Origin of the sequence: Achromobacter sp. ACRQX, assembly GCF_022346505.1 — a bacterium.
Classification (GTDB): Bacteria; Pseudomonadota; Gammaproteobacteria; order Burkholderiales; family Burkholderiaceae_B; genus Achromobacter; species Achromobacter animicus.
On sequence record NZ_JAKRML010000004.1, the window covers coordinates 173,274 to 198,662 of the forward strand.

Below are 25,389 nucleotides of genomic sequence, written 5' to 3' on the forward strand. Positions count from 1 at the left end.
TGATCGGCGCGAGATCTGCGGGCGATACTGGCCCGACCGCCATCGCCGCCACGTCATTCATGCCCGCACGCCAATTCCTCATGCAGCGCAGCGCCATCGCCGGCGTGCAGGCCGTATCCGCCTGCAGCGGCCACGCGTTCGCGCGCCACACGCATGAACAATTCGGCATCGGGGTGATGCGCCAAGGCGCACAGGTGTCGCACAGCGGCCGGGGCCAGGTGGAGGCCGGGCCGGGTTACGTCATCACGGTCAATCCGGGCGAGGTCCACGATGGCGCGCCCATCGGCGACGGTGTGCGGGCCTGGCAGATGATCTACCTGGATCCCGGCGTCGTGACCGCCTGCGCCGAAGACCTGACCGGCGCGGGCGTGCCTCGGCGTCACGATGCGGGCAGTCTGTCGGGCGCCTCCCTCTACGAATTCGAGCCCCCGGCGCGGCACCAGCCAGCGCTGGCCCGTGACGTCCTTGCGCTTTATGCACACATCACCGCAGGCGGATCGCCGTTGGCGTGCGACAGCCTGCTGTTGCGCGTGCTGGCGCAGGCTGGCGGTCCGCGCGGCACGCTGGCCACCGCCCCTGCGCGCGAGGCGATACCGTCCTCCCTGCGCCATGCGATCGCGCGCATCGACGACGACCCGGCCGCCGCGCTGTCGCTCGCCGATCTGGCCACCGCCAGCGACCTGAGCCGCTACCAGGTGCTGCGCGCCTTCACGCGCGCCACGGGGCTGACGCCGCACGCCTACCAGATGCAGCGTCGCCTGCTGCTGGCGCGGCGGCTCATCCGGCAGGGCATGGCGCTGGCCGATGCGGCCGCGCTGGGCGGATTTGCCGACCAGAGCCACATGACGCGGCTTTTCGTGCGCGCCTATGGGGTGTCGCCGCGCCGCTATGCGTTGGCCGCGGGCGCCTGACCCGCCTTCCCTGCAATTTCGTTCAAGACCTGCCTCCCGCCTGCGCCCTACGCTGCGCCTTTTCCAACGGGAATTCAGGCGATGGCCATCAACAGGCTGCGGTGCGGGTATCTCTATCTGGCAGTGGCCATGGTGCTGGTCGGCAGCACCGTGACCGCCAGCAAGATCATCGGCGTGGGGTTGCCGCCCTTCACCGCGACCGCCCTGCGCTTTGCCATCGCGTTGCCCTGCTTCGCCCTGCTGATGGCGGCGACCGGCGCGCGCCTGCCCCGGCTGCACCGGCGGGACTGGCTGCTGCTGACGGTGCAGGCGGTGGCGGGCAGCGTCGGATATACGACCTTGTTGATCGCCGGGTTGCAGCGGACCTCGGCGGTGGACGGCGGCATCATTCTGGGGACGCTGCCGCTCGTCACCGCCGCGATCGCCATGCTGCTGGGCGAGCGCCCAGGCCGGCGGGCCCTGGCTGCCATCGGCATGGCGGCGTTCGGCGTGTGGCTGATGACCAGCCGAACCCCCTCGCGGGGCATGGACGGGTCGCTCGCCGGCAACGCGCTGATCCTGGGCGCGGTGGCCTGCGAGGGGCTGTTCATCCTGTTGAACAAGCGCCTGCGCACTCCGGTTGCGCCGCTGGCGCTATCGACGTTGATGACGGCATTCGGCCTGGCGTTTTCCGCGGTGGCCAGCCTGACCGAAGCGCCATGGGCATTGGACTACACGCCTGGCGCGGTCGCTGCCGTCGCGTACTACGCGCTGGTGCCCACGGTGGGCGGCTTTCTGCTCTGGTACGCGGGCGCGGCGCGCGTGCCTGGCTCAGAGGCGGCGCTTTTTACCGCACTGGCGCCCGTTTCCGCAGTGATGCTGTCGGCCAGCCTGCTGGACGAGCCGGTGACCGGCGCGCAGATCGCCGGCATAAGTTGCGTGCTGGGTGGCGTCCTGGCAATGACCCGGCGCGGCGGCCCGCGCAGCAATGGAACGGGGGACGGCATTTAGCCGCGGCTGAAGGCCTGCGCGAAGTCGTCGGAAAAGATGGCGGCCAGCGCGTGGCGCAATGCCGCGGCGCGCTCGGCGCCGTACGCGGCTTCGAAACGGTTCTGCGCGTCCTTCCACAAGCGGCGGGATTCCGCCAGCTTGGCGCGGCCGGTCTCGGTCAACTCCACCCGGCGGCTGCGGCCATCCAGCGGGTCGCGCATCATCTGCACGTACCCATCGCGCTGCAAGGGCTTGAGGTTGTGCGCCAGCGCGGACCGGTCCAGCACCATCGCGCGGGCCAGGTCGGTCATCGACGGCGAACCCGCGCGGGCAATGTGCACCAGGATCGAATGTTGCGACACTTTCAGCCCGCAGGGCGCGAGCACGGTGTCATAGAGCTGGGACACGCGACGCGTCGCCTTGCGCAGCGCAGCGCCGTTACAGACAAGCGGATCCGGAGGAACGGCAGAGCCGAGGAGCGGGGCGTCGGACATGGCGGCCAAGGAGGGAAAATCGGCGGGCAAGGACATAACGCTACCGCCCGCGCGGGTTCACGTCCAGCCCGTTATTGACAGTTATTGGCATATGCACGTAAATTTTGCCGATCACGTCCACCGGCCTTCCCCATGCCAGCGACCGCTCCGCCACGCCCCGCCAATGCGCGCTTGCAAGCCATGCTGCATGGCCCCATCGCGCCCACGCTGGCGCGGCTGGCGTGGCCCAACATCCTCATGATGCTGGCGCAGTCGTCCACCGGCCTGATCGAGACCTGGTTTCTGGCGCGGCTGGGCACGCCGGTGCTGGCCGGCGTGGCGCTCGTCGTGCCGGTGCTGATGCTGATGCAGAACATGTCGCAGGGCGCGATGGGTGGCGGGATTTCCGCCGCAGTCGCGCGCGCGCTGGGCGGCGGACGGCAACAGGAGGCGGATCAGCTCGTGCTGCATGCAGTCGTGCTGAACGCCTTGCTGGGTCTGGCCTTCTGCGTGTTGTTGCTGGCCTTCGGTCCGGCGCTGTACCGCGCGCTGGGCGCCGAAGGCGAAGCGCTCGACGCCGCGCTGGCGTATTCCAATGTGATCTTCGGCGGCATCGTCCTGATGTGGCTGATGAACGCCTTTGCCAGCGCCATCCGCGGCACCGGCAACATGCTGGTGCCGGGCGCGGTCATCTGCGGCGGCGCGCTGCTGCTGATTCCCCTGTCGCCATGCCTGATCTTCGGATGGGGCCCCTTCCCCGCGCTGGGCGTGGCGGGCGGCGGCTGGGCGCTGGTGATCTACTACGCCGTGGGCACGCTGATCCTGGGCGCCTATTGCGCCAGCGGACGCAACGCGGCGCGGCTGGTCGCCAGCCGGCTGCATGCGACGCTGATGCGCAACATCCTCAGCGTGGGCGCGCTGGCCACCATCAACCCGCTCATGACCAACGCGCTGGTGGCCCTGACCGCGGCGCTGGTGGGCGCCTACGCGGGCGAGGCAGCGGTGGCGGGCTATGGCGTGGCAGTGCGGCTGGAATATCTGTTGATGCCCATCGCCTTCGGGCTGGGCGCGCCCATGGTGGCGATGGTCGGCTCGAACATCGGCGCGGGCCAACCGGAGCGCGCCATGCGCATCGCCTTGACGGGCGGGGCGATGGCGTTCGTGCTGGCGGAGGCGATCGGGCTGACCGCGGCGTTTTTCCCCGACGCGTGGCTGCGCCTGTTCGGCGCGCAGGATCACATGCTGGAGGCCGGCGCCGGTTATCTGCGCATTGTGGGTCCGGTGTATGGGTTTTTCGCGCTGGGCTTTTCGCTGTACTTCGCGTCGCAAGGCGCCGGGCGGCTGAAGTGGCCGTTGTTGGCGGGGTTCCTGCGGCTTTTGATCGGCATCGGCGCAGGCGGCGTCGCGCTGCACATGACCGGTTCGCTGACGGTGTTCTTCGTGATCGCGGCCGTGGCGATGTGCATTTACGGCCTGATCATCCTGGCCGCCGTCGCGTCGGGTTCGTGGTTTGACCGCGGCCACCTGCCGGGGCGCCGGCAGTTCGCGCGGTAGCGCGGGCGGGCGCGGTGGCGGGAGCGGTGGCGGGAACGCCAATTGCATTCTGGCCAGGCGCGCCAGACCGCGCTTCTGCCGCATCGCCAGCCGGTGCGTCGCGCAACGCATAGGCCACCAGATCCGCCGCGTACGCGGGGAGATCATCACGCACGCACAGCACCAGATCGCGGGCCGCCCACGGATCCGCCAGCGCGACGCGGCTTACCCCCGCCGCGCGGCCATAGCGCACCGCCGCCGCGCGCGGCACGATCGCCACGCCGACCCCCTGTCCCACCATCCGGCAGACGGCATCGAAACTGCGCAACCGCACGCGATAGGACAGCGCCTTGCCGCTGCGGCGCGCGTGATGCGCGATGTGCTCCTGCAGCGCGCTGCCCTGCACCAGTCCGACGAATTCAAACCCGGCCACGTCCTCCAGCAGCACCTGTTGCAGCGCCGCGAGCGGATGGCTGCGCGGCACGATCAGCGTCAGCGGGTCATGGCGGAAGATGCGCGTGCGCAGGCCGTGCAGATCGGCCGAATCCGCCAGCACCCCGATGTCGCATGCGCCGGTCCGCAGCGCGTCGGCGATCTCGTGGCTCAGGCGCTCTTCGAGGTCGACGGAAATATGCGGATGGTCCTTGAGAAACGCGCCCAGCACGGGCGGCAGGTATTCGCTGAGCGCCGTGGTGTTGCACAGCACACGCACATGGCCTTTCAGCCCGGCGCCGTAATGATCCAGCTCGCCGCGCATGCGGTCGATCTGGCCCAGCACCAGCCGTGCATGATGGACCAGCGTGCGCCCCGCGGGCGTCGCCTGCACGCCGCGCGGCTCGCGCACCAGCAGCGGTACACCCAGCGCGTCTTCCATGCCCCGGATGCGCTCGCTGGCCGACGCCAGCGTCATGTGCGACCGCCCCGCGCCCGCCGTGATGGAGCCGGTTTCGTGCACGTTCAGGAAAAGCCGCAGGTCGGTCAGGTCAAAGCGCATGGAAAAAAGCGTAGCACGCCAGCCTCAGGCGCAGCCATAGTCTGGGTACGCCAGATCCCGATAGGCGCGGCCGGGCGCGAGCGTGAGAATGCGTCCATACCCACCCAAACAGGCGGAAATCATGAACACTGCAACGTTGCGCACCCGGACCGCGCGCTGGCCGGGGCTGGCCTTGGTCGTACTGGCGCTGCACGCCTCAGGCGTAGCCGAAGCACAGGCCGGACTTGGCGGCCCCCTCACCCCCGCCCAGCAGTACGCACTGGCATAGGAAGCGCAGACGCAGGGCGACCATGGCGCAATGCTGACGTGGCTGCGCGCCGCCGCGCGCGCGGACCATCCGCCCGCGCAACGGATGCTGGGCATGGTGCTGATCGGCGGTCCCGCGTTGTACGGCCCGTCGCTGCCCGCCGACCTGTGCGAGGGGCGCGCATGGCTGCTGCGCGCCGCCCGCCAGAACGAAGGACCGTCGCAGGATGTGGCCTTCGCCCTGTTCGGCCGCCCCAAGGACGCGCTGACCGCGCACTGCGAGCCCGCATGAATCTTTTCGATCCCGTATTGCTCGCGGCTGTCGTGACGGTCTTCGTCCTGGCCGGCGTGGTCAAGGGCGTGGTTGGGCTGGGCCTGCCCACCATTTCGATGGCATTGCTGGCGCTGGTGATGGCGCCGGCGCAGGCGGCCGCGCTGCTCATCGTACCGTCGCTCATCACCAACCTGTGGCAGGCGTTGCCGTGGGTCACACTGCGCGGGGTCCTGCGCCGGATCGCCGGCATGCAGGCCGGCGTCTGCGCGGGCACGGTGGCGGGCGCGCTGTGGCTGGGTCCGCCCTCGGGCGACTGGGCCGGCATCTTCCTGGGGCTGGCGCTGGTGGCTTATGCCGCCTGGGGACTGTTTGGCTCGCCGCCCACGGTGCAGCCCCGGCATGAACAATGGATGGGCATCGCGGCCGGCGCGGTGACCGGGGTGATCACCGCCGCCACCGGCGTCTTCGTCATCCCGGCCGTGCCCTATCTGCAAGCCCTGAAATTGGACAAGGACGCGCTCATCCAGGCCATGGGGATTTCCTTCACGGTGTCGACCGTGGCGCTGGCCGCGGGGCTGTGGCTGAACGGCGGCTACACGGCCGGCGCCGCCAGCGCGTCGCTCCTGATGCTGCTGCCGGCACTGGCCGGCATGGCGCTCGGGCAACGGCTGCGCGGTCGGCTTTCCGCGCGCACGTTCAAGCTGTGTTTCATGGTCAGCCTGGCGCTGCTGGGCGCCTACCAGGCCGGGCGCGGGCTGCTGGGCGGCTAGCGGCTGCGCGCCTCAACGGTCTGCGGGCTGCTCACCCGATGCGGCTGGCGCGCTGTAGGCCTCAAGCGGCCAGCCGTCTTCCGTCGACAGCGCCGATCGACACGGACATCTCGCGCCACCGTGCCAGCTCCTGTTGCACCGACTGGATCTTGCTGCGCGCCTGATCGAAGGAATCGCGGCCCAGGAACAGATGCAGGGGCGCGTACTGCGCCTCGGCGGCCTGGATCAGCGCCTGCGCCGCCTTGACCGGATCGCCGCCCTGGTCCCACCCTTGCTCGCCGCGCGCGGCCAGCTCCGGGGATGCTTGCGCATCACCCGCGCGCATCGCGCCCGGGTAGACAAGCGACACCCGGATGCCCAGCGGCGCGGCTTCGGCGGCCAGGGATTCGGTCAGCCCGCTGACGGCAAACTTGGCGGCGCTGTAGGCGCCCCATTCCGGCGCGCGGCCATCGAAACCCAGAATCGACGAGATATTGAACACATGCCCGCCGCGCTGCGCGCGCAGACGCGGCATCACGGCGCGGATGACGTTCAGCACCCCGAACACGTGGATATCGAACGTGCCGCGCAACTGCGCGTCCGACAACCGCTCGAGCGAGCCTTGCACGCCCTGGCCGGCGCCATTCACCACGACGTCGATGCCGCCAAAGGCCGCCGTCGTGGCGTCCACCGCGCGGCGCACCGCGCGCTCGTCGGCCAGGTTGACGGTCAGGGGCAGGAACCGGCCTTCCAGCTTGGCGCCCACCGCTTCCAGCAACGCATCGCCGTCGTCCGACGTAGCCGCGACCTTGTGCCCCTGGTCCAGCAGCATCTTGACCAGCGTGACGCCCAGCCCGGCCGACGCGTCCGTCACCAACCAGATTTTTTCGGTATTCATGCGATTCCCTTCCCTTGCTTGCGGCCGCCGGCAAGATGCCTGGCTGCCCGGCCGATTGCCCCCGCGCTCCGCAGAGCCACGGCCGGCGCGGCCCTGGACAGGATAGTAAGAATCGCGTGCGCGGGCGTACAGGCAGGATCTTGCGTGAAACCTGCCTATTTCTACGGCAATGCGATATGGCGGATAATCCGTCTGTTTGCCGCCGCCACGCGCGGCGGGTCATTGCGGGGCTTTCTTTCCCCGCTGCTTTCGGAGTCAGCTATGCATCGCGGCATTGAAGCGATCGAACACTTCATGGAATCCATCGGCCTGACCTGGCAGCCCGGCCGCGTTGCACGCGCCGAGCTGCGCGTCAGCTACCGCATCGGCAATACCCGCCCACTGGGCATCGACCGCACGCTGGTGGAATTCCACTGCGACGCCAAACGGGCAAAGGTGTGGGTGCCCGAGTTCTCGCGCACCAGCTTTCACCAATGGTTTGAAGTCCCCTATCAGGACTTCGAGTACACGCCCGGCGGGTCCATGCTGAAGATCAAGGCCGCCGCGCGCGGCAACGCGCCGCCCTACAGCGTGGGCATCAAGCCGCTGGCCTGATCGCCCCGCGCGGAACGCCGGTCATAGCGGCTTGTACATGATCGTCGTTCCGTCCACCTTCGCCGGGTCGAGCGGATCGCGCGCAAATCCCGGAATCACCCCCACCGTCCGATAGCCCAGCGACGCGTACAGCGGCTCGGCCGAATCGCCCGTGCGCGTGTCCAGCGTGAGCAGGCTGCGATGCAGGCGGCGCGCCATGTCCTCGACCTCGTGCATCAGCCGGCGCGCGATGCCCTGGCGGCGAAAATCCGGATGCACCAGCAGCTTGCGCACCTCGGCGCGGTGCGGCTGGTTCGGCGGCGTGTCGACGTCCAGTTGCACGGATCCGGCAACCCGCCCGTCCACGCGCGCCACCCACAACTTCACCGCCCCGCTTTCGACGCCCGGCAGCACCTTGCCACGCCAGAACGCCTGCGCGTCGTCATGCGTGTACGGCAGCACGAAGCTGACGCTGGCCCCGCCCTGCACGCACGCGTGCAGCAAGGTGGCCAGCTCGGGGACGGCGGCCGCGGCGGCGTCGGCCGTCAGCAGCGTCAATTCAAGGTTTGCAGGGGTCATGGCAGGCTCAGACGATGAAAAGCAGGTAGCGGGCGCCGCTGTGCGGCGGGGTGACGAAGGCGCTGGCGCCGAATAGCTGGTAGCGCAGGCAGTCGCCCGGCAGCAGGCGATGCGTATGGCCGTCGGCCGTGACGGACAGCTCGCCGTCCAGCATCAGCAGATGGTGTTCAAGGCCGGGCCGTGGCGATTGGTCATATCGGATGCGGGCATCGGCGGCCAGTTCGCAGGCCAGCACCTCGCCCGCCAGGCGCTGCGACGGCGGCGACACCGAGCGGCGGCGGAAACCCACGCTGTCATCCACCCACACCGCCTGCGCGGCCTCGGGCACATGGGCGGCAAAGTCGTCTTCGACCATCAGCATGAGGCGCGACATCGTCATGTCATGGGCTGCGCAGAGCTTGCCCAGCACGCTGGCAGTGGGACTGACCTCGCCATTTTCAAGGCGGGAAAGCGTGGCGCGGCTGATGCCGGCGCGGCCGGCCAGATCGTCCAGCGACCAGCCCCGGTCCTGGCGCAGGGTTTTTAGCCGGGCGGCCAGACGAAGGTCCAGCCCGGCATCGGCGGCGGCGGCGGTGTTTGGTTGTTCCATATCCGGGAATTTATTCCATATATGAAAACATGTCGACCGCGTGGTTTCCCCGATGCGCAATCCGTTCGCCCGCCGGACACTACGAGCGACCCGCGCCGGATTCGGCACAATAGCGGTCATGCACTTGGGCAAACACCTCTACATGACCATCTTTTGCGCGTTGACCTCCGGTTGTTCCCTTCCCTCGCTGGACAAGCGCAGCGTGTCGCAGGGACTTACCGATGAGGAAGCCGGCGCAACGCCGCTGGGCCGGGCGATCGCCCCACTGGCCGCCGCGCATCCCGGCAAGTCCGGCATCCACGCCCTCGCCGATCCCCTGGACGCCTTTGCCGCGCGCATGATGCTGGCGCGTGCGGCCGAACGCAGTCTGGACGTGCAGTACTACATCTGGCACGACGACATGACGGGCATCATGCTGTTCGAGGCGCTGCACGAGGCCGCCGACCGGGGCGTTCGCGTGCGCCTGCTGCTGGACGACAACGGCACGTCGGGACTGGACCGGACGCTGTCCGCGCTGGACGGGCATCCGAACATCGAGGTGCGGCTCTACAACCCTTTCACGCTGCGCTGGCCCAAGCCGCTTGGTTACCTGACGGACTTCAACCGGCTGAACCGCCGGATGCACAACAAGTCATTTACCGCCGACAACCAGGCCACCATCGTCGGCGGCCGCAACATCGGCGACGAGTACTTTGGCGCCACCGACGGCGTGCTGTTCAGGGACATGGACGTGCTGGCCATCGGCGCCGCCGTCAGCGACGTGTCGGGCGACTTCGACCGCTACTGGCGCAGCGATTCCGCCTATCCGGTGGAAGGCATCGTCCGGAAGGCTGCGTCCAACGAACTGGAAGAACTGGAGGCGGACGCGGCCGCGGTCGAACAGTCGCCCGAGGCCGCAGCCTATGCGCAGGCGATGCGCGACCTGCCCTTCATCCGGCAGTTGCTTGGCGGCGAACTGCCCCTGATCTGGGCGAGCACCCAAATGGTCAGCGACGATCCGGGCAAGACGCTGGGCACCGCGCCCCCCGAGGCGATGCTGCCGCACCAACTGCACGAGATCGTGGGCGAACCGGCAAAGGAACTGCTGCTGGTGTCGCCTTACTTCGTGCCCACCGCCGCCGGCACGCAGGCGTTTGCCAAGATGGCGCGCAATGGCGTCAAGGTCCGGGTGCTGACCAACGCGCTGGAAGCCACCGACGTGGCGGTGGTGCATTCAGGCTACGCCAAGCGCCGCAAGGACTTGCTGGCCGCCGGCGTCGAGCTCTACGAAATGAAGCGCGCCGCGCAAGGTGTCGAGCGCAACAAGAGCATGGGTCCCTTCGGCAGTTCGGGCTCCAGCCTGCATGCCAAGACCTTCGCGGTGGATGGCGAGCGCGTGTTCGTCGGGTCGTTCAACTTCGATCCGCGCTCGGCGCGATTGAACACCGAGCTGGGATTCGTGATCGACAGCCCGGCGCTGGCGCGTGGCATCGAAGAGGCCTTCGAGGAAGAACTGCCCCGCACCGCCTACCGCGTCATGCTGGATGAGATGGGCAAGCTCTACTGGCTGGAAGATCGCGACGGCCACACGGTGCGCCATGACCGCGAGCCCGGCGCCAGCGTGTTGCAACGCGCGACCGTGTGGGTGGCGTCGCTATTGCCGCTGGAGCCGTTGTTGTAGGGGTGGAAGTCGAACGCGACCCGGTCAAACGCGACCCGGTCCATCGGAATCCGCAACAAGCGGAGTGGCCGTTCATTTCGCAAGGCGTAGACTGGACGCAGCGATTTTCCGCAGTGAATCTGCCGCCGTAAATTTGCCGCAGTAGTTCTCCATTCAACGACCATGACCACCACGCCCGCCGACGCCCTGCTCGCGCAGCAGGACTGGAACCGCGCCGTTGCCGACCTCGACGCGCACGGCAACGCCATCCTGCCCGCCTTGCTGACGCCTGCGCAATGCATCGCGCTGTCGGACGCCTACGATCACGATGATCGCTACCGAAGCCGTATCGTGATGGCGCGTCACGGATTCGGGCGCGGCGAGTACAAGTATTTCCGCTATCCCTTGCCTGACCTGCTTGCCCGCCTGCGCGGCGCGCTTTATACCCAACTGGCGCCCATCGCCAACCGATGGAACCGGCAGATGGGCATCGGCGTGCAGTACCCCGCGGATCACGCGGATTTTCTTGCGCGGTGCCACGCGGCCGGCCAGCGCCGGCCAACGCCATTGATCCTGCAGTACGGGCCGGGCGACTACAACTGCCTGCACCAGGACCTGTACGGCGAACACGTGTTTCCTTTGCAGGTGGCGGTGCTGTTGTCCACGCCGGACGTGGACTTCACGGGCGGTGAATTCGTCATGACGGAAACCGGCAGCCGAGAGCAGCGCGCCGACGTGCTGCCCCTGAAGCAAGGAGATGCGCTGATCTTCACGGTGAACCAGCGGCCGGTTCCCGGCGTGCGCGGGTGGCGCAAGGTGGCCATGCGCCACGGCGTGAGCGAGCTGCGGTCGGGGCGCCGCCACACGCTGGGCATCATTTTTCACGACGCGGTGTGACATGACCCTGGACCTATTCGGCGGCGACGATCCCGCCCAGCATGGCCGCGTGACCATCGGCCCGCAATCCCTGGTGTTGCGCGGCTTTGCGCTGCCAACCGTTGACGCGCTGCTGGCTGGCGTGGACGACGTGACCGCGCAGGCGCCGTTCCGGCACATGGAGACGCCCGGCGGGTACACGATGTCGGTGGCGCTGACCAACTGCGGCGACTTGGGGTGGACGACGGACGCCCGCGGCTATCGCTACAGCCGCATCGACCCCGTGTCCGGACAGCCCTGGCCGGCGATGCCGCAGGCCTTCAGGCAGTTGGCGCAGGACGCGGCGCGGGAAGCCGGCTTTCCGGATTTTGCGCCCGATGCGTGCCTGGTCAACCGCTACGAACCCGGCTCGCGTCTGTCGCTGCACCAGGACCGCAACGAGCGCGATTTCAACGCGCCCATCGTGTCGGTGTCGCTGGGCATGCCGGCGATGTTTCTGTTTGGGGGAGACGACCGCGCGGACCGCGCCTCGCGGGTGCCGCTGTTTCACGGTGACGTCGTCGTGTGGGGAGGCGTGGACCGCCTGCGGTTTCACGGCGTGATGCCGCTGAAGGACCTGCCACATCTGCGGCTGGGCAGCCAGCGCATCAACTTCACGATACGCAAGGCAGGATAGGGGCGCGCGGCCGCTGCCGGCGCCCCTGCGGAACGCGGCGGCCCGGGCCGTGGAGACAGCGCGGGCCGCGCGTTGCCAAGGCCGCCTGGGTTGCCCAGGTTGGCCCCGGATCGCTCACGCCGCGCGCAACTGCACACGCGGGAAATCCACCGGCACGTCGAACGCCACGTTCACGTAGTTGGTAAACAGGTTCAACGCCACATGCGCCAGGATCTCGACGATCTGCTCGTCATTGAAGCCGGCTGCGCGCACCGCCGCCACGTCGGTGTCGGCCACCTGGCCGTGCTGGCGCACCAGCTTCAGCGCGAAATCCAGCGCCGCGGCCGTCTGCGGATCGTCGGCGTGGCCGGCCTGGGCCGCAGCCATCTGTTCGGCAGTGGCGCCAGCCTTGCGACCCAGCGCGGTGTGCGCGGCCAGGCAGTATTCGCAGCGGTTGCGGTCGGCGACGGCGACGGCGATCTTTTCCGTCAGTTGCGGGGGCAGCACGCCGCCGCCCAGGGCGCCAAACGCGCCCCACATGCTTTTCAGGGCGGCCGGCGAGTTCGCGACCGCGCGGAACATGTTGGGCGTCGCGCCGAACGCGCCGTGGATCTGGTCAAGCAGCGCCTTGCTGGCAGCGGGCGCAACGGAGGAGTCGATGAGTTGAACGCGGGACATGATGTTTCCTTTCAGTAAGCTGATTCAGTCGTTGTGGGAAAGGCGCCGGTTGGTTTCCCTGCTGCCTTTGCGTCAGTATGGGTGGGCCGGGAGTAATATTGGGCACCTATCGTCCACGATTCATATCTATTCGTCCAAGACGCCATGACACCTTCGCTCGACCGTCTGTCCGCCCTGCTCGACCGGTTCCGCGTGCGGGCGCACCTGTTCCATGCCGGCCCGCTGTGCGGTCTGAACCGGTTCGCGCCCGAACCCGGGCGCGCCTTCCTGCATGTGCTGCGGCGCGGCGACATGGAGGTCGCGCACCGGGCCGGCAGCGGTCTGCCCCGCCGGCTGCGCGTGGCCGAGCCGACGCTGCTGTTCTACGCACGCCCGGTGCACCATGAATTCCACAACCCGCCCGAGGACGGCTCGGATTTCACCTGCGCCACGCTGCACTTCGAAGGCGGCGACCACCATCCGCTGGTGCGCGCGCTGCCGCCGCTGATCGCGCTGCCTTTGGCGCGTGTTGACGGACTGGCGCAGGCGCTGGCGTTGCTGTTCGCCGAAACCGAACAGGTGCGATGCGGGCAGCGGCTGCTGGCGGACCGCCTGTTTGAGGTGGTGTTGATCCAGCTGTTGCGCTGGCTGATCGACCATCCTGCCGAGGCCGGCATACAGATCGGGTTGATGACGGGTCTTGCCGAGCCGCGCCTGGCGCGTGCGCTGGTCGCCATGCACGAGCAGCCCGGCGCGGCCTGGACGCTGGCGGCGCTGGCCGGCCGTGCAGGCATGTCGCGCAGCGCCTTTGCCGCCGCGTTCAAGCACGTGGTCGGCCAGCCGCCGGCGGACTACCTGGCCGACTGGCGCCTGACGCTGGCGCAGTCGCGCTTGCGGGAAGGCATCGCCGTCAAGACGATCGCCGCCGAACTGGGCTACGCGAACGCGTCGGCCCTGTCGCGCATCTTCAGCCAGAAGCTGGGCGCATCACCGCGGCAATGGCTGGATGCGCGGGCGGGGGAAAACTGAGCGGGCGGCAGTCCACGATGCAGCCTTTGGGGGTCCGCCGGCGGGCGGTCCGGCGGTCCGAAGCTCCGGCGGTCCGGCGCTCCGGCGATCCGGCGATCCGGCGATCCGGCGCTCCGCCGCTCCCGTTTCCGCCGACGCGTCCGTCCAACATGAGGGTTCACCATGTCTGGCGGCGGCCGCGCAGCGGACCTACTATTGCGCACCCCTCAGGCCCAACCCGTCGGACTGCCATGCGTACCCGCACTGCCTTCGCCCTGCTCTGCACCCTGACCTGCGCGTCCGTCCAGGCGGCCACGCCGCCCGACATCGTCGAGAACTCGCTGGGTATGACGTTCGTGCGTGTCCCGGCGGGCACGTTCCAGATGGGTAGCGACGAAGGGGCCGACACGCTGGCCGCCGCGTATCCGCACTATCCGCCTGACCGCTACGCCCAGCTCTTTGACGAAGCGCCGGTGCACGCCGTTCGCATCACGCGGCCGTTCTACCTGGAGCGCACGGAAGTCACCGTGGGCCAGTTCCGGCGCTTCATCGAAGCGTCCGGCTACGTGCCGGAGTCCGAAGCCGACGGCACCGGCGGCTACGGCTACAACGCCGCCTACGATCCGGAAACGTCCGCGTCGGGCGACGCCTTCGAAGGCCGCGACCGACGGTATTCCTGGCGCAACCCGGGATTTAAGCAGGGCGACGATCACCCGGTGGTGAACATCAGCTGGAACGACGCGCAGGCGCTGGCGCAATGGCTGACCAGGACGGAAGGCCGCGTGTACCGCCTGCCGACCGAAGCCGAATGGGAATACGCCTGCCGGGCCGGCACGCGCACGCGCTACCAGAACGGCGACGACCCGGCCGCGATGCCTGACGTGGGCAACGGTTTCGATGCCGACGCCAGCCCGCTGTGGCCGAAGTGGCAGGCCTTTGCCTCGCCGCGCCACGACGGCAACACCTTCACCGCCCCGGTCGCCAGCTACGCGCCCAACGCGTTCGGCCTGTACGACATGCACGGCAACGCATGGGAATGGGTCGCGGACTGGTACGGCGAGGACTACTACGCCCACTCCCCGACTGATGATCCGCAGGGTCCGGAAGCCGGCAACGTGCGCGTGCGGCGCGGCGGCTCGTGGCATACGTGGGCGCTGTATACGCGCTCGTCGTACCGCAACTGGAACACGCAGGAAACGCGCTATCCGCTGGTCGGCGTGCGCCTGCTGCGCGAGGCCGACGCCGCCGACTGAGGTCAAAGACTTCCTGGTGGGTTAGCATGGCCGCACGATCCATTTGAAGAGAGTCCTGATATGCACACGCTGGGCCGTCTCGTCCTGCTGGTAAACGACTACGACACCGCCATCGCCTTCTACCGGGACAAGCTCGGGATGGAGGTGTCTGTCGACATGCCTGTCGGCCAACAGCGCTATGTGCATCTGCGTCTGCACGATCAGCCCTCGGTGGGCATGTGGCTGCTGCAGGCCCAGACGCAGGCCCAGCGCGATCGCGTGGGCGACCAGACGGGCGGCCAGCCCGTCGGCGTGTTCTACACGGACGACGTGCTGCGCGATCACGCGCACTTCTCGGCCAAGGGCGTGCGCTTCACGCGCGAGCCCGTACAGGAAGAGACCGCCGCGTACGCCCACTTCATCGACCTGTACGGCAACGAGTTCGTGCTGGTCCAGCTTAAGCAGCCGGCGTAGCCGCGGGGTCTGCTCATGGCCGTCGATGCGACCCGCAAGGACTGGATCCGGCGTGCCGCGCCGTCCAGCCGCGTGGAACGCATCGAAGCGTACTTCGGCGGGCATGGCTACGACATGCACCGCCACGACACCTACGCCATCGGCCGCACCCTGGCCGGCGTGCAAAGTTTTCATTACCGGCGCGGCATGCAGCACAGCCTGCCGGGCGGCACCATCGTGCTGCATCCCGACGAAGCGCACGACGGCCAGGCCGGCACCGAGGCGGGCTTTCATTACCGGATGATCTACGTGGAGCCGGCGATGATCCAGCAGATCCTGGGCGGCCGGCCGCTGCCGTTCATCCGCGACGGCATCAGCGCCGATCCGCGGCTGTACGCGGCCAGCGGCGCGCTGCTCCAGGCCACGGGCCAGGACATCGATCCGCTACAGGAAGACGACGCGCTGTTTGAACTGGCGCACGCGCTGTGCGCCGCCGCGGGCCGCAGAACCGGCCGGCGTGCGCCCGATTACGCCGCAGCCGAACGCGCCCGGCAGTTCATCCATGCATCGTTGGACCAGCCGATCCTGCTGGACGACCTGGCGCGTGCGGCGGGCACGGATCGCTGGAGCCTGTCGCGCGATTTCCGCGCGCTGTTCGGCACCAGCCCATACCGCTACGTGATGCTGCGGCGCCTGGACCTGGCGCGCCGGCTGATCGCGGTGGGCACGCCGCTGGCGCAGGCTGCCGCCGACGCGGGCTTCACCGATCAAAGTCACCTTACGCGCCGACATGTGCAGGCCTACGGCATGGCGCCCGACCGCTGGCGGCGGATGCTGAACGGCTGACGCGCGTCCCCGGCGGGCATCGGCAAAAGCTGCTCGATCGTACAAGACGGCGCACCCGGCGCCGCCGTATCGTGGGGCTTTCCATCCCCACGAGCCCGCCATGTCCCTCCCTGCTTCCATCAATCTGGCCGCCAAGCTGGCCCTGATCCACGACCACTGGATGCCCAAGGTCATTGCCGAGATGAACGACTACCAGTTCAAGCTCGTCAAGCTGAAAGGCGATTTTGTCTGGCATTCGCACGCCGACACGGACGAGACGTTCATCGTCATCGCGGGCCATCTGCGGATCGCGCTGCGTGACGGCGAGATCGCGCTGGGTCCCGGTGAAATGACCGTGATCCCCAAGGGCGTGGAGCACAAGCCCTGTGCGCCGCAGGAAGTGCAGCTCATGCTGATCGAGCCGCGCGGCGTCGCGAACACCGGCGACGAAGGCGGGCCGCGCCGTGCGCCCAACGACGTATGGATCTGATCGGCCGCGTTTGCTAACGTGTGGCCCAACAGTGATGCCACCACAGGAGGAAACCATGTCCAAAGTCATGCTTGTCACCGGCGGCAGCCGCGGCATCGGGGCTGCCATCGCCAAGCTGGCCGCCCGCCGCGGGTACGCGGTCGGCGTCAATTACCACGCCAATGCCGATGCCGCAGAGGCGGTCGTGGACGAGATCACCCGAGACGGCGGCAAGGCCGTCGCGATTCAGGCGGATGTCGCCCAGGAGGACCAGGTGCTGCGCATGTTCCGCACGCTGGACGAGCGCCTGGGTCGCATCGACGCGCTGGTCAACAACGCCGGCATCCTGGAAAAGCAGATGCGCGTCGAGGACATGGATGCCGCCCGGCTGCACCGGGTGTTGTCCACCAACGTGGTCGGCGCATTCCTGTGCGCACGCGAAGCCGTGCGGCGGATGTCGCCGCGCCACGGCGGCCAGGGCGGCGCCATCGTCAATGTGTCGTCGGCCGCGGCGAGGCTGGGATCGCCCAACGAATACGTGGACTACGCCGCGTCCAAGGGCGCGATGGACACGCTGACCATCGGGCTGTCCAAGGAAGTCGCCCCCGAAGGCATCCGCGTGAACGGCGTGCGCCCCGGCACGATCTACACCGAGATGCACGCCAGCGGCGGCGAGCCGGGCCGCGTCGACCGGCTGAAAAGCGTCATCCCGATGCGGCGCGGCGGCACCGTGGAAGAGGTGGCCGGGGCGGTGATGTGGCTGTTTTCGGACGAGGCTGGCTATACCAGCGGCTCGTTCATCGAGGTGTCGGGCGGAAGTTAATAGCCGCCCGGCAGGACGCCGCCGGGCAGTTCTAGTTCCGGTGTCAGACGGTATCTGCGCTATACAGGAAGCGCCGAGCGCGCGCTGACTACGGCGCCCCTTTGTCGTCCGTCGAGATCACGCGCTTTTCCTGGCTTGCGGAAATGCGCGCCTCGACGCGGCGCAGCACGGCCAGCACAAACAGCGCCATCAGGGTGCTGACCACGGCGGTGGCCTCGCGGCCCATGCCGGCGGCCACGCCAATGGCGGCGGTCATCCAGATGCTGGCCGATGTGGTGAGGCCGTGGATTTCGCGCTCGGCGCCCAGCTTGATGATGGCGCCCGCCCCCAGAAAGCCGATGCCCGCGATCACGCCTTGCAGCACGCGGCTCAGGTCTCCGACCTCCATGCCGCCCTGCAACGGCACCAGCACGAAGATGGCCGCGCCCAGCGCCACCAGCATGTGTGTGCGCAGCCCGGCGTCCTTGCCTCTGCGTTCCCGTTCGTAACCCAACAGGCCACCCAGCAGGACGGCCATGCTTAAGCGCAGCACAATGCGTGTTGCCTCCGCCACATCGGGAATATCGGCAAATTCAGTACGCACTGCAGTCCAAATTTCCAGCCAGATTTGCGACATCGACGAGTCCTTGGATCCGAGGAGAAACCGAGCATAGCAGGCGGCGCGCGGACGCGGCGCACCTTCGCGTCTTCAAAAATTCTGCCCTGGATCCCACAGCGCCGCGCATCCGGTTTACAACGTCTGCAAGGCCGCGCCGACCGGCGCGCATCGACAGGAGCGCTACATGGATTTGCAGCTGGCGGGTAAACGCGTCCTCATCACGGGCGCCTCCAAGGGCATCGGTCTGGCGTGCGCCATCGCGTTTGCGCGGGAAGGCGCCGAGCCGGTACTGGTTGCGCGTGACGATGCCGCGCTGCATGGCACCACGGCGGCGATCCGCGAGCAGACGGGACGGCAGGCCGGCGCGGTGACGCTGGATCTGGCGCAACCCGGCGCGGCCGAGCGCCTGTGCAAGGAAACGGGGCCCGTCGACATCCTGGTGAACAATGCCGGCGCCGTGCCGGGCGGCGCGCTGGATCAGGTTCAGGACGAACGCTGGCGCGCGGGCTGGGAGTTGAAGGTGCACGGCTACATCAGCCTGGCGCGCCACTACTATCCGGCGATGCGCGACGCGGGGTCGGGCGTCATTGCCAACATCATCGGCATGGCGGGCTCGGCGCCGCGCGCCGATTACATCTGCGGCGCGGCGGCCAACGCCTCGCTCATTGCATTCACCCGGGCGCTGGGCGGCGAATCGCCGCGCCACGGGGTGCGGGTGTTCGGCGTCAATCCGTCGCGCACGCGCACCGATCGCGTGCTGACGCTGGCGCGGCAACGCGCGCAGGCGCGCTGGGGCGATGAATCGCGCTGGCAGGAAACACTGTCGGATCTACCGTTCGGGCGGCTGATGGAGCCGGGCGAGGTGGCCGACATGATCGTCTTCGGCGCCTCGCCGCGCGCGGGTTATCTGAGCGGGACGGTGATCGACCTCGATGGCGGCGAACAGTACGCCACGCACGGGCGTTGATGCCCGGCGCGGCGGATGCGCGTCAGGCGCCCGCCGCCTGCCGGCACATCGATCGGCAATCGCGCGCCAGCGCCTCAGGCCGCTTGCGCCCGCCAGCCCGCCAGCAGCGCCGGCAACTCGCGCATATCGGTGAACACGTGCGACACGCCCACGTTGCGCAGCGCCTGCGCGCCGCTGTGGCCGAGTTCGCCGGGGCTGTAACCGAATACGGTGGCGCCGGCGGCCACGCCTGCCGTTGCGCCGGTGACCGTGTCCTCGACGATTGCGCAACGCTTCGGGTCCACGCCCAGCGCCTGCGCGGCCGCCAGGTACACGTCCGGAAACGGCTTGCTGCGCGGCATCTCGTGGCCGCTGAAGACGCGCCCGTCGAAGCAGTCGGCGATGCCCACCTTGGCCAGTTGCAGCTCGACCTTGCGGCGGTCCGCGCCCGACGCCACGGCGATGCGTCCATTCAGCGCTTCGTGCAAGGCGCGCACGGCGTCGGGCGCGCCGGGGATTTCGACGAGATCGCGGTCCAGCGCGTCGTTGCGGCGCTGGCGGAACTGGTCGAACCACCCTTGATCGATCGTGGCGCCGGTGCGCGCCTCGATCAGCGGCAGTTCGTCCTTTACCGCCTTCCCGGTAAAGATCTGCATTGTCTCGGCGTGCGTGATGCCCCAGCCCAATTCATTGAGCATCTCGGTCAGCACGCGGCTGGTGATGGGTTCGGAATCGACCAGGACACCGTCGCAGTCGAACAGCACGGCGTCAAAGGGAAAATCAGTCATTGCGGGCAGCGGGGGGAGTGTCGATAAAGCCGGTAAGCATACTGCACCGCAATTGACCGCCGGCTGGTGCGGCCCCGCGGACAGCAAGCGGCGGAGTGCCCGGGCGCGCCGGACTGGCTAAGCTGTGGATTCGTACCGGCGGCGGGTAACGCCTGGCCGCCAGGGCGATTGCCACGCGCAGGACGATGAACATGAACATGACCACGCCCAAGACCACGATCCCTTCCATGACGCGCCCCGGACCATGACCTCGCCCGCCTCCCGCCCGCTCGGCGAATACGACTGGATACGCATCGCGCAGGACCTGGACGCGCAGGGCTGGGCGCTGCTGCCCGCGCTCTATGCGCCGGCTGACGCACGCGCGCTGGCAGCGCTGCAAGGCCTGCCCGATCCCCTGCCGGCGCCGCTGGCCAGCCTGCGCACCGATCTCTACGCGCGCCTGCTGCCGGTGGCGCGCGCCTGGGCAAGCGCACTGGACGGGGATGTCTCCTACCCGGACGATCTGCCCGCCTACCTCCAGCAGAACCGCCTTTCAGGACAATCGCGCAGCCTTTCCACGATCCAGCGGCTGCACGCACCCGGCTACCAGCCGCTGCTGCAGCATGCCGACGGCGCCTGCGTGTTTCCGCTGCGGCTGATCGTGCTGCTGTCCGAGCCCGGCGTGGATTTCACGGGCGGCGAACTTGTCATGACCGAGCAGCGCCCGCGCATGCAGTCGCGCCCGATGGTGCTGCCGTTGGGCCTGGGCGATGGGGTGGTGATCGCGACGTCGCACCGGCCCGTATCGGGCTCGCAGGGCGTCTACCGCGTCACGGAGCGCCAGGCCGTCAGCCGGGTGCGCAGCGGCGAACGCGTGGGCCTTGACCTGATGCTGCACGACGCGCCGTAACGGGCAGCAGCGCTGTGCACGTCTTCGCGAACGGCCGCCCCCGCGCTGCCCCACGGGCTGACCCACGTGGCGCCCGACCAGCCGCCCCGCCAGCCCGCACAACCCGCTTTCAGTTTTCCGCCGTGATGTTGCCGTCGGCCACGACCTTGGCGAACACCGCCGTCTGCGCCTTGATGAACGCGCGGAACTCGTCCTGGCTCATCGGCTGCACTTCGCCGCCCAGTTCACGGATGCTGGCCACGAATTTCTCATCCTTCAGGCTGCGGTCGATGGCGGCCGCCAGCTTCTGCTGCACTTCCGGCGGCGTGCTGGCCGGCACGAAGACGCCAAACCAGTTTTCCAACGCATAGTCCTTGAGCGGCGCATACTCGGCCAGCGCGGGGATGTCGGGCGCGAACGACGCGCGCTTGGCGGACGTGACCGCCAGCGGTTTGACCTTGCCGCTCTTGATGAACGGCAACGCGCCGGCCAGGCTGACGAAGGTCAGATCCACGCTGCCGGCCGCCACGTCCACCAGTTGCGCCGCCGCGCCCTTGTACGGCACGTGGACCATCTTGATGCCCGCCAGCGACTGCAACAGCTCGCCGTTCAGGTGCTGCGGGTTGCCCACGCCGCTGGTCGCGTACGTCAGCTTGTCGGGATGGGCGCGGCCATAGGCCACCAGTTGCTCGACGTTGGCCACCGGCAGCTTGGGATTGGCGACCAGCACGTTCGGCACGCGGGCGATCAGCGCGACAGGCGCCAGATCCTTTTCCGGCTGGTACTGCATCTTGCTCTTGAAGACGAGCGGGTTGATGGCGGTCTCGCCGGCCGATCCCAGCAACAGCGTGGCGCCGTCCGGCGCGGAACGCACGACTGCGGTGGCGCCCAACATGCCGCTGGCGCCCGGCTTGTTCTCCACGACCACGCCCTGTGGCAGTTCGCTGCGCAGGCGCTCGGCCAGCAGCCGGCCCATACCGTCCACGCCCCCGCCCGCGGCAAAGGGCACGATCAGGGTGATCGGGCGGTTGGCCGGCAGGTCGGCGGCGTGCAAAGGGGTCGAGGCGGCAAGCGCCAAGGCCGCGGCGGCGGCCAGGGTACGGATGGGGGGCATGTCTGTCTCCTAGGGGGCCAAGCGTCAGTGCGCGGCCGGGTTTGTCCTTAATTGCATTTTAGGCAGGCAATATGCAAAACTGGCAGCTATGGAAAACACCAATGCCCCGCTCCGCCGCGCACGCTTCACGCTGAATGGCGCCTCGTACAGTTGCCTGGACCTGCCCGCCGCATACGGCGCGGATTACTTCCGGCTGCCGGTCGTGCTGCGCCTGTTGCTGGAGAACGCGCTGCGCAACATGCAGGGCGCCGAGCGCGACGCCGCCGTCGCCGCGCTGTTCGGCTGGCTGGCGCACGGCACCAGCGAATCCGAAATCGCCTTCCAGCCGGCCCGCGTGCTGATGCACGACACCACCAGCACGCCCGCCCTGGTCGACATTGCCGCCATGCGCGACGCGCTGGCCGAGGCCGGGGTCGATCCGTCGGTGCTGAATCCCGTGCTGCCGGTGGACGTGTCGGTGGACCACTCGCTGGCCGTCGAAGCCTATGCGCGCAGCGATGCGGCGCAAGCCAACCTGGACCTGGAACTGCGGCGCAACGCCGAGCGCTACCGTTTTTTGCGCTGGGCCTCCAAGGCGCTGTCGAACGTGCGCATCCACCCGCCGGGCACCGGCATCATGCACACGATCAATCTGGAGCAACTGGCCACGGTGGTCTGCCAGCAGCCCAGTCCCGACGGCACTGCCCTTTATCCCGACATGATGATCGGCACCGACAGCCACACGCCGATGATCAACGGCATCGGCGTGCTGGGCTGGGGCGTGGGCGGCCTGGAAGCCCAGACGGTCATGTTCGGCATGCCGACGATGCTGCGCATTCCCGACGTGATCGGCGTGCGGCTGACCGGCGCGCTCCAACCCGGCGTCACGGCCACGGACCTGGCCTTGACCGTCACCCAGCGCCTGCGCGCCATCCACGTCTCCGGCGAGTTCGTCGAATTCTTCGGGCCGGGCGTGGCCACCCTGCCGGCCGGCAGCCGGTGCGTCGTGGCCAACATGGCGCCCGAATACGGCGCGACCACCGGCTACTTCCCCATCGACGGTGAAACGCTGGCCTACCTGCGCCAGACCGGCCGCGCCGAAGATCAGATCGCGCGTGTGGAGGCCTACGCGCGTTGCACCGGCATCGCGCTGGATCCCGACGCCGAGCCGCGCTATACCCGTGTGGTCGACATCGCGCTGGATGCCGTGCAGATGCACGTGGCCGGTCCCAAGCGTCCGCAGGACCTGCACCCCTACGGACAGACGCGCGACATCCTTGCGGCGCTGGATTTCACGCCGCGCGCGCCGTTCGCCCTGCCCCGTCACGCCATCGCCATTGCCGCGATCACCAGTTGCACCAACACGTCCGATCCGCGCCTGTTGACGGCCGCCGGGCTGCTGGCCCGCAAGGCGCGCCAGTTCGGGCTGCGGCCGCCGCACTGGGTCAAGACGTCCCTCGGCCCCGGCTCGCCCGCCGCCGCCGAATACTTGGCGCGCGCCGGTCTGCTGGAAGACCTGGCCGCGGTGGGCTTTGACATCGTCGGCTACGGCTGCACCACGTGCATCGGCAATTCCGGCCCGCTGCCGCCGGCGGTGCGGCACGCGCTGGCCGACGGCGCCATCCACCCGGTGGCGGTGCTGTCCGGCAACCGCAATTTCACGGGCCGGATCCATCCGGATCTGGACCTGGGTTTCCTGATGTCGCCGCCGCTGGTCATCGCCTTTGCGCTGGCCGGCGACGCGGAAAGAGACCTGAGCCGCGAGCCGGTCCAGGTGACGCCCGACGGGCGCGCGGTTCACCTGTCCGAGCTATGGCCGACGGAAGCCGAGATCGACGCCGCGCTGGCCGCAGGGCAGCGTCCCGACGACTATCGCGCCGCGTTCAAGATCGCCAGCGCGAACCCGGCCTGGCAGGCCCTGCAATCGCCCGCGTCGGCGCGGTTTCCGTGGGACGCTGCGTCCACCGCGCTGCGCCGCCCGCCCTTTGCCAGCACCGAGGCCGGCAGTCAACTGGGCCGCTACACCGCGCATCCACTGCTCGTCGTGGGCGACGACGTCACGACCGACCACCTGTCGCCCGCCAGCGCCATCCCGCCCGACAGCCTGATCGCGGACTTCCTGGTCGAACGCGGCGACGACCGCAACGACCTGAACGTATTCGCATCGCGCCGCGGCAACTGGGAAGTCATGATGCGCGCCGCGTTCTACAGCAAGAGCCTGACCAACCTGCTCTGTCCCTCCGCCCCCGTCGGCCACACCCTGCACGCACCCAGCGGCCGGCTGGAACCCATCTGGGACGCCGCCGCGCATTACGCGAAGGCGTCGCAGCCCGTCGTGCTGGTGGCGGGCGCGCGCTTCGGCACAGGCTCGTCGCGCGACTGGGCGGCCAAGGGCCAGCGGCTCTTGGGCATCCGCGCGGTGCTGGCGGTCAGCTTCGAACGCATCCACCGGTCCAACCTGATCGGCATGGGCATCCTGCCGCTGCGCCTGCCCGACGGGGTTACGCCCGCGACGCTGCGGCTGCAGCCGGGCGACCGGATCGAGATCGACGTCGAGGCCGCCGCGCTGGCGCCCCGCGCCGCCATTCCCGTGCGCGTCCTGCGCGCCGATGGCCGCTCCGAGCCGCTGACCGCCACCGCGGCCGTCGAGACCCGGCTTGAGATCCGGCTGTTGCAGATGGGCGGCGTCATTCCCGCTATCCTGTCGGACACCATTTCATCGGCCGTCCGCCACCCGTGAGCGCGCAAACCAATACCGTCACGAAGATCCTGGACCTCATCAAGGAAGACCGTCTGCAGGAGGGCGCGCACCTGCGCGCGCAGAAGATCGCCGACCGCCTGCGGCTGTCGCGCTCGCCGGTCAACGATGCGCTGGGTATTTTGGAGCAGCACGGTGTGGTGGCGCGCAAGCCCAACCGCGGGTACTTCCTGCTGCGCGACTTCGACGTCGCGGGCGAAGCCCCCGCCGACATCACGCCCCCATCGGCGGACGACATCGTCACGCAGACGTACTTTGCGCTTGCCGACGAACTGCTGCGCGGCGAACTGCCGATGCAGTGCAGCGAAGCGCAGCTGCGCACGCGCTACGCGCTGACCAATGCGCAAACGCAGGCGCTGCTGGGCCGCATTTCGCAAGAGGGCTGGGCGCAGCGCCGGCCCGGATACGGCTGGGAATTCTCGTCCATGATGACGACGCCCGACAGCCTGCTGCAGTCCTACCGGCTGCGGCTGGCGCTGGAGCCGGCGGCGCTGCGCGAGCCCGGCTTTCGCATCGAAAAATCCGTGCTGGCGCGCTGCCGCGCCGCGGAAATGCACCTGCTGAACGGCGGCATCGCCACCGACACCGCAGACCAGCTCCACGATCGCGGCGTGCGCTTTCATGAATCGCTGGTGGAAGCCTCCGGCAATCCGTTCTTCATCGACACGATCAAACGCGTCAATCGCGTACGCCGCCTGCTGTCCTACCGCTCGATGCAGGACCGCAGCCGCTACCAGCAGCATTGCGACCAGCACCTGGCCATCCTGGACATGCTGGAACGCGAACGCAACGACGAGGCGGCCGAGGCGCTTTCGGCCCACCTGCGCAGCACGCTCGACAACCTGGCCCGCATCAGCGGCATCCTGACTTCGTAGGGCCGCGCGTGGCGCGGCCGTTTTCAACTGGCAAAATG

Annotated in this window: 27 protein-coding genes and 1 pseudogene; 19 read left to right on the forward strand and 9 right to left on the reverse strand. The window is 68.8% G+C overall.

From position 1 onward, the window contains the following. The first annotated feature begins 59 nt into the window (after window positions 1-59). Complete coding sequence (locus MHZ91_RS06140) at window positions 60-911, forward strand: AraC family transcriptional regulator (protein WP_239212934.1); 852 nt, start codon at window positions 60-62, stop codon at window positions 909-911. Between the two features lie 81 nt (window positions 912-992). After that, window positions 993-1,901, forward strand: coding sequence for a DMT family transporter (locus MHZ91_RS06145; protein WP_239212936.1), 909 nt, complete (start codon window positions 993-995; stop codon window positions 1,899-1,901). Here MHZ91_RS06145 and MHZ91_RS06150 read toward each other — a convergent pair. Next, on the reverse strand, window positions 1,898-2,374 hold the full coding sequence (locus tag MHZ91_RS06150; RefSeq protein ID WP_218343307.1) for a MarR family winged helix-turn-helix transcriptional regulator: 477 nt from the start codon (window positions 2,372-2,374) through the stop codon (window positions 1,898-1,900). The genes MHZ91_RS06145 and MHZ91_RS06150 overlap by 4 nt on opposite strands. 132 nt (window positions 2,375-2,506) lie before the next feature. On the opposite strand from MHZ91_RS06150, the gene MHZ91_RS06155 reads away from it, so the two are divergent. Then, window positions 2,507-3,907 carry an MATE family efflux transporter gene (locus MHZ91_RS06155; protein WP_239212938.1) on the forward strand — a complete coding sequence of 467 codons (1,401 nt, stop codon included), beginning with the start codon at window positions 2,507-2,509 and terminating at the stop codon, window positions 3,905-3,907. A gap of 91 nt (window positions 3,908-3,998) precedes the next feature. On the opposite strand, the pseudogene MHZ91_RS06160 reads toward MHZ91_RS06155, so the two are convergent. Continuing rightward, a pseudogene (locus MHZ91_RS06160) lies at window positions 3,999-4,880 on the reverse strand (LysR family transcriptional regulator); the annotation flags it as partial. Between the two features lie 298 nt (window positions 4,881-5,178). Here MHZ91_RS06160 and MHZ91_RS06165 point away from each other — a divergent pair. After that, window positions 5,179-5,418 carry a sel1 repeat family protein gene (locus tag MHZ91_RS06165; RefSeq protein WP_239212940.1) on the forward strand — a complete coding sequence of 80 codons (240 nt, stop codon included), beginning with the start codon at window positions 5,179-5,181 and terminating at the stop codon, window positions 5,416-5,418. Next, window positions 5,415-6,170, forward strand: a complete 756-nt coding sequence (locus MHZ91_RS06170) for a sulfite exporter TauE/SafE family protein (RefSeq protein ID WP_218343049.1) — start codon at window positions 5,415-5,417, stop codon at window positions 6,168-6,170. Before MHZ91_RS06165 ends, MHZ91_RS06170 begins: the two co-directional genes overlap by 4 nt. Before the next feature lie 61 nt (window positions 6,171-6,231). Here MHZ91_RS06170 and MHZ91_RS06175 read toward each other — a convergent pair whose 3' ends face one another. Next, a complete protein-coding gene (locus MHZ91_RS06175) occupies window positions 6,232-7,047 on the reverse strand; it encodes an SDR family NAD(P)-dependent oxidoreductase (protein ID WP_218343048.1) in 816 nt (271 codons plus the stop codon). A gap of 261 nt (window positions 7,048-7,308) precedes the next feature. Between MHZ91_RS06175 and MHZ91_RS06180 the strand changes: the two genes are divergently transcribed. Next, window positions 7,309-7,641 carry a hypothetical protein gene (locus MHZ91_RS06180; RefSeq protein ID WP_056558301.1) on the forward strand — a complete coding sequence of 111 codons (333 nt, stop codon included), beginning with the start codon at window positions 7,309-7,311 and terminating at the stop codon, window positions 7,639-7,641. A 21-nt stretch (window positions 7,642-7,662) separates the two neighbouring features. Here the strand turns inward: MHZ91_RS06180 and MHZ91_RS06185 are convergent, their stop codons facing one another. Further along, entirely contained in the window at window positions 7,663-8,199 is a 537-nt protein-coding gene (locus MHZ91_RS06185) for a GNAT family N-acetyltransferase (RefSeq protein ID WP_239212942.1), read from the reverse strand. 7 nt (window positions 8,200-8,206) lie between these two features. Next, window positions 8,207-8,788: a helix-turn-helix domain-containing protein gene (locus MHZ91_RS06190; RefSeq protein ID WP_239212943.1), complete on the reverse strand. Its 582-nt coding sequence runs from the start codon at window positions 8,786-8,788 to the stop codon at window positions 8,207-8,209. Between the two features lie 118 nt (window positions 8,789-8,906). Here MHZ91_RS06190 and MHZ91_RS06195 point away from each other — a divergent pair, with 118 nt between their 5' ends. The 3 genes from MHZ91_RS06195 to alkB all read left to right on the forward strand — a co-directional run bounded on the left by MHZ91_RS06195 (window position 8,907) and on the right by alkB (window position 11,979). Then, complete coding sequence (locus tag MHZ91_RS06195) at window positions 8,907-10,448, forward strand: phospholipase D family protein (RefSeq protein ID WP_239212944.1); 1,542 nt, start codon at window positions 8,907-8,909, stop codon at window positions 10,446-10,448. Between the two features lie 162 nt (window positions 10,449-10,610). Then, window positions 10,611-11,324, forward strand: a complete 714-nt coding sequence (locus MHZ91_RS06200; protein WP_239212945.1) for a 2OG-Fe(II) oxygenase — start codon at window positions 10,611-10,613, stop codon at window positions 11,322-11,324. A 1-nt stretch (window position 11,325) separates the two neighbouring features. Next, window positions 11,326-11,979, forward strand: coding sequence for a DNA oxidative demethylase AlkB (gene alkB, locus MHZ91_RS06205; RefSeq protein ID WP_239212946.1), 654 nt, complete (start codon window positions 11,326-11,328; stop codon window positions 11,977-11,979). A 114-nt stretch (window positions 11,980-12,093) separates the two neighbouring features. On the opposite strand, the gene MHZ91_RS06210 is transcribed toward alkB, so the two are convergent. Beyond that, a complete protein-coding gene (locus tag MHZ91_RS06210; RefSeq protein ID WP_175137691.1) occupies window positions 12,094-12,636 on the reverse strand; it encodes a carboxymuconolactone decarboxylase family protein in 543 nt (180 codons plus the stop codon). A gap of 144 nt (window positions 12,637-12,780) precedes the next feature. Between MHZ91_RS06210 and MHZ91_RS06215 the strand changes: the two genes are divergently transcribed. From MHZ91_RS06215 to MHZ91_RS06240, 6 genes are all read left to right on the forward strand, one after another. Then, window positions 12,781-13,644 (forward strand): AraC family transcriptional regulator, encoded by an 864-nt coding sequence (locus MHZ91_RS06215; protein ID WP_239212947.1) that lies wholly within the window; start codon window positions 12,781-12,783, stop codon window positions 13,642-13,644. A 230-nt stretch (window positions 13,645-13,874) separates the two neighbouring features. Further along, a complete protein-coding gene (locus tag MHZ91_RS06220; protein WP_239212948.1) occupies window positions 13,875-14,876 on the forward strand; it encodes a formylglycine-generating enzyme family protein in 1,002 nt (333 codons plus the stop codon). A gap of 60 nt (window positions 14,877-14,936) precedes the next feature. Next, complete coding sequence (locus tag MHZ91_RS06225; protein ID WP_175124421.1) at window positions 14,937-15,329, forward strand: VOC family protein; 393 nt, start codon at window positions 14,937-14,939, stop codon at window positions 15,327-15,329. Between the two features lie 15 nt (window positions 15,330-15,344). After that, window positions 15,345-16,154 carry an AraC family transcriptional regulator gene (locus tag MHZ91_RS06230; protein WP_239212949.1) on the forward strand — a complete coding sequence of 270 codons (810 nt, stop codon included), beginning with the start codon at window positions 15,345-15,347 and terminating at the stop codon, window positions 16,152-16,154. A gap of 100 nt (window positions 16,155-16,254) precedes the next feature. After that, window positions 16,255-16,623 carry a cupin domain-containing protein gene (locus MHZ91_RS06235; protein WP_175137687.1) on the forward strand — a complete coding sequence of 123 codons (369 nt, stop codon included), beginning with the start codon at window positions 16,255-16,257 and terminating at the stop codon, window positions 16,621-16,623. 55 nt (window positions 16,624-16,678) lie between these two features. Continuing rightward, window positions 16,679-17,425: an SDR family oxidoreductase gene (locus tag MHZ91_RS06240; protein ID WP_239212950.1), complete on the forward strand. Its 747-nt coding sequence runs from the start codon at window positions 16,679-16,681 to the stop codon at window positions 17,423-17,425. Between the two features lie 88 nt (window positions 17,426-17,513). Here MHZ91_RS06240 and MHZ91_RS06245 read toward each other — a convergent pair whose 3' ends face one another. After that, window positions 17,514-18,041 carry an MgtC/SapB family protein gene (locus tag MHZ91_RS06245; RefSeq protein ID WP_239212951.1) on the reverse strand — a complete coding sequence of 176 codons (528 nt, stop codon included), beginning with the start codon at window positions 18,039-18,041 and terminating at the stop codon, window positions 17,514-17,516. A gap of 166 nt (window positions 18,042-18,207) precedes the next feature. On the opposite strand from MHZ91_RS06245, the gene MHZ91_RS06250 reads away from it, so the two are divergent. Next, entirely contained in the window at window positions 18,208-18,990 is a 783-nt protein-coding gene (locus MHZ91_RS06250) for an SDR family oxidoreductase (RefSeq protein ID WP_239212952.1), read from the forward strand. Window positions 18,991-19,064: 74 nt separating this feature from the next. On the opposite strand, the gene MHZ91_RS06255 is transcribed toward MHZ91_RS06250, so the two are convergent. Continuing rightward, window positions 19,065-19,757 carry an HAD family phosphatase gene (locus MHZ91_RS06255; protein ID WP_239212953.1) on the reverse strand — a complete coding sequence of 231 codons (693 nt, stop codon included), beginning with the start codon at window positions 19,755-19,757 and terminating at the stop codon, window positions 19,065-19,067. Window positions 19,758-20,001: 244 nt separating this feature from the next. On the opposite strand from MHZ91_RS06255, the gene MHZ91_RS06260 reads away from it, so the two are divergent. Further along, a complete protein-coding gene (locus MHZ91_RS06260) occupies window positions 20,002-20,646 on the forward strand; it encodes a 2OG-Fe(II) oxygenase (protein WP_239212955.1) in 645 nt (214 codons plus the stop codon). A 109-nt stretch (window positions 20,647-20,755) separates the two neighbouring features. Here MHZ91_RS06260 and MHZ91_RS06265 read toward each other — a convergent pair whose 3' ends face one another. Beyond that, window positions 20,756-21,739 (reverse strand): tripartite tricarboxylate transporter substrate binding protein, encoded by a 984-nt coding sequence (locus tag MHZ91_RS06265; protein ID WP_239212956.1) that lies wholly within the window; start codon window positions 21,737-21,739, stop codon window positions 20,756-20,758. A gap of 88 nt (window positions 21,740-21,827) precedes the next feature. On the opposite strand from MHZ91_RS06265, the gene acnA reads away from it, so the two are divergent. Further along, the gene (gene acnA, locus MHZ91_RS06270; RefSeq protein ID WP_239212957.1) at window positions 21,828-24,458 is read left to right on the forward strand and encodes an aconitate hydratase AcnA; all 2,631 of its coding nucleotides are present in this window, start codon (window positions 21,828-21,830) and stop codon (window positions 24,456-24,458) included. Beyond that, complete coding sequence (locus tag MHZ91_RS06275) at window positions 24,455-25,351, forward strand: GntR family transcriptional regulator (RefSeq protein WP_239212958.1); 897 nt, start codon at window positions 24,455-24,457, stop codon at window positions 25,349-25,351. The genes acnA and MHZ91_RS06275 overlap by 4 nt, the downstream gene beginning before the upstream one ends. Window positions 25,352-25,389 lie beyond the last annotated feature (38 nt).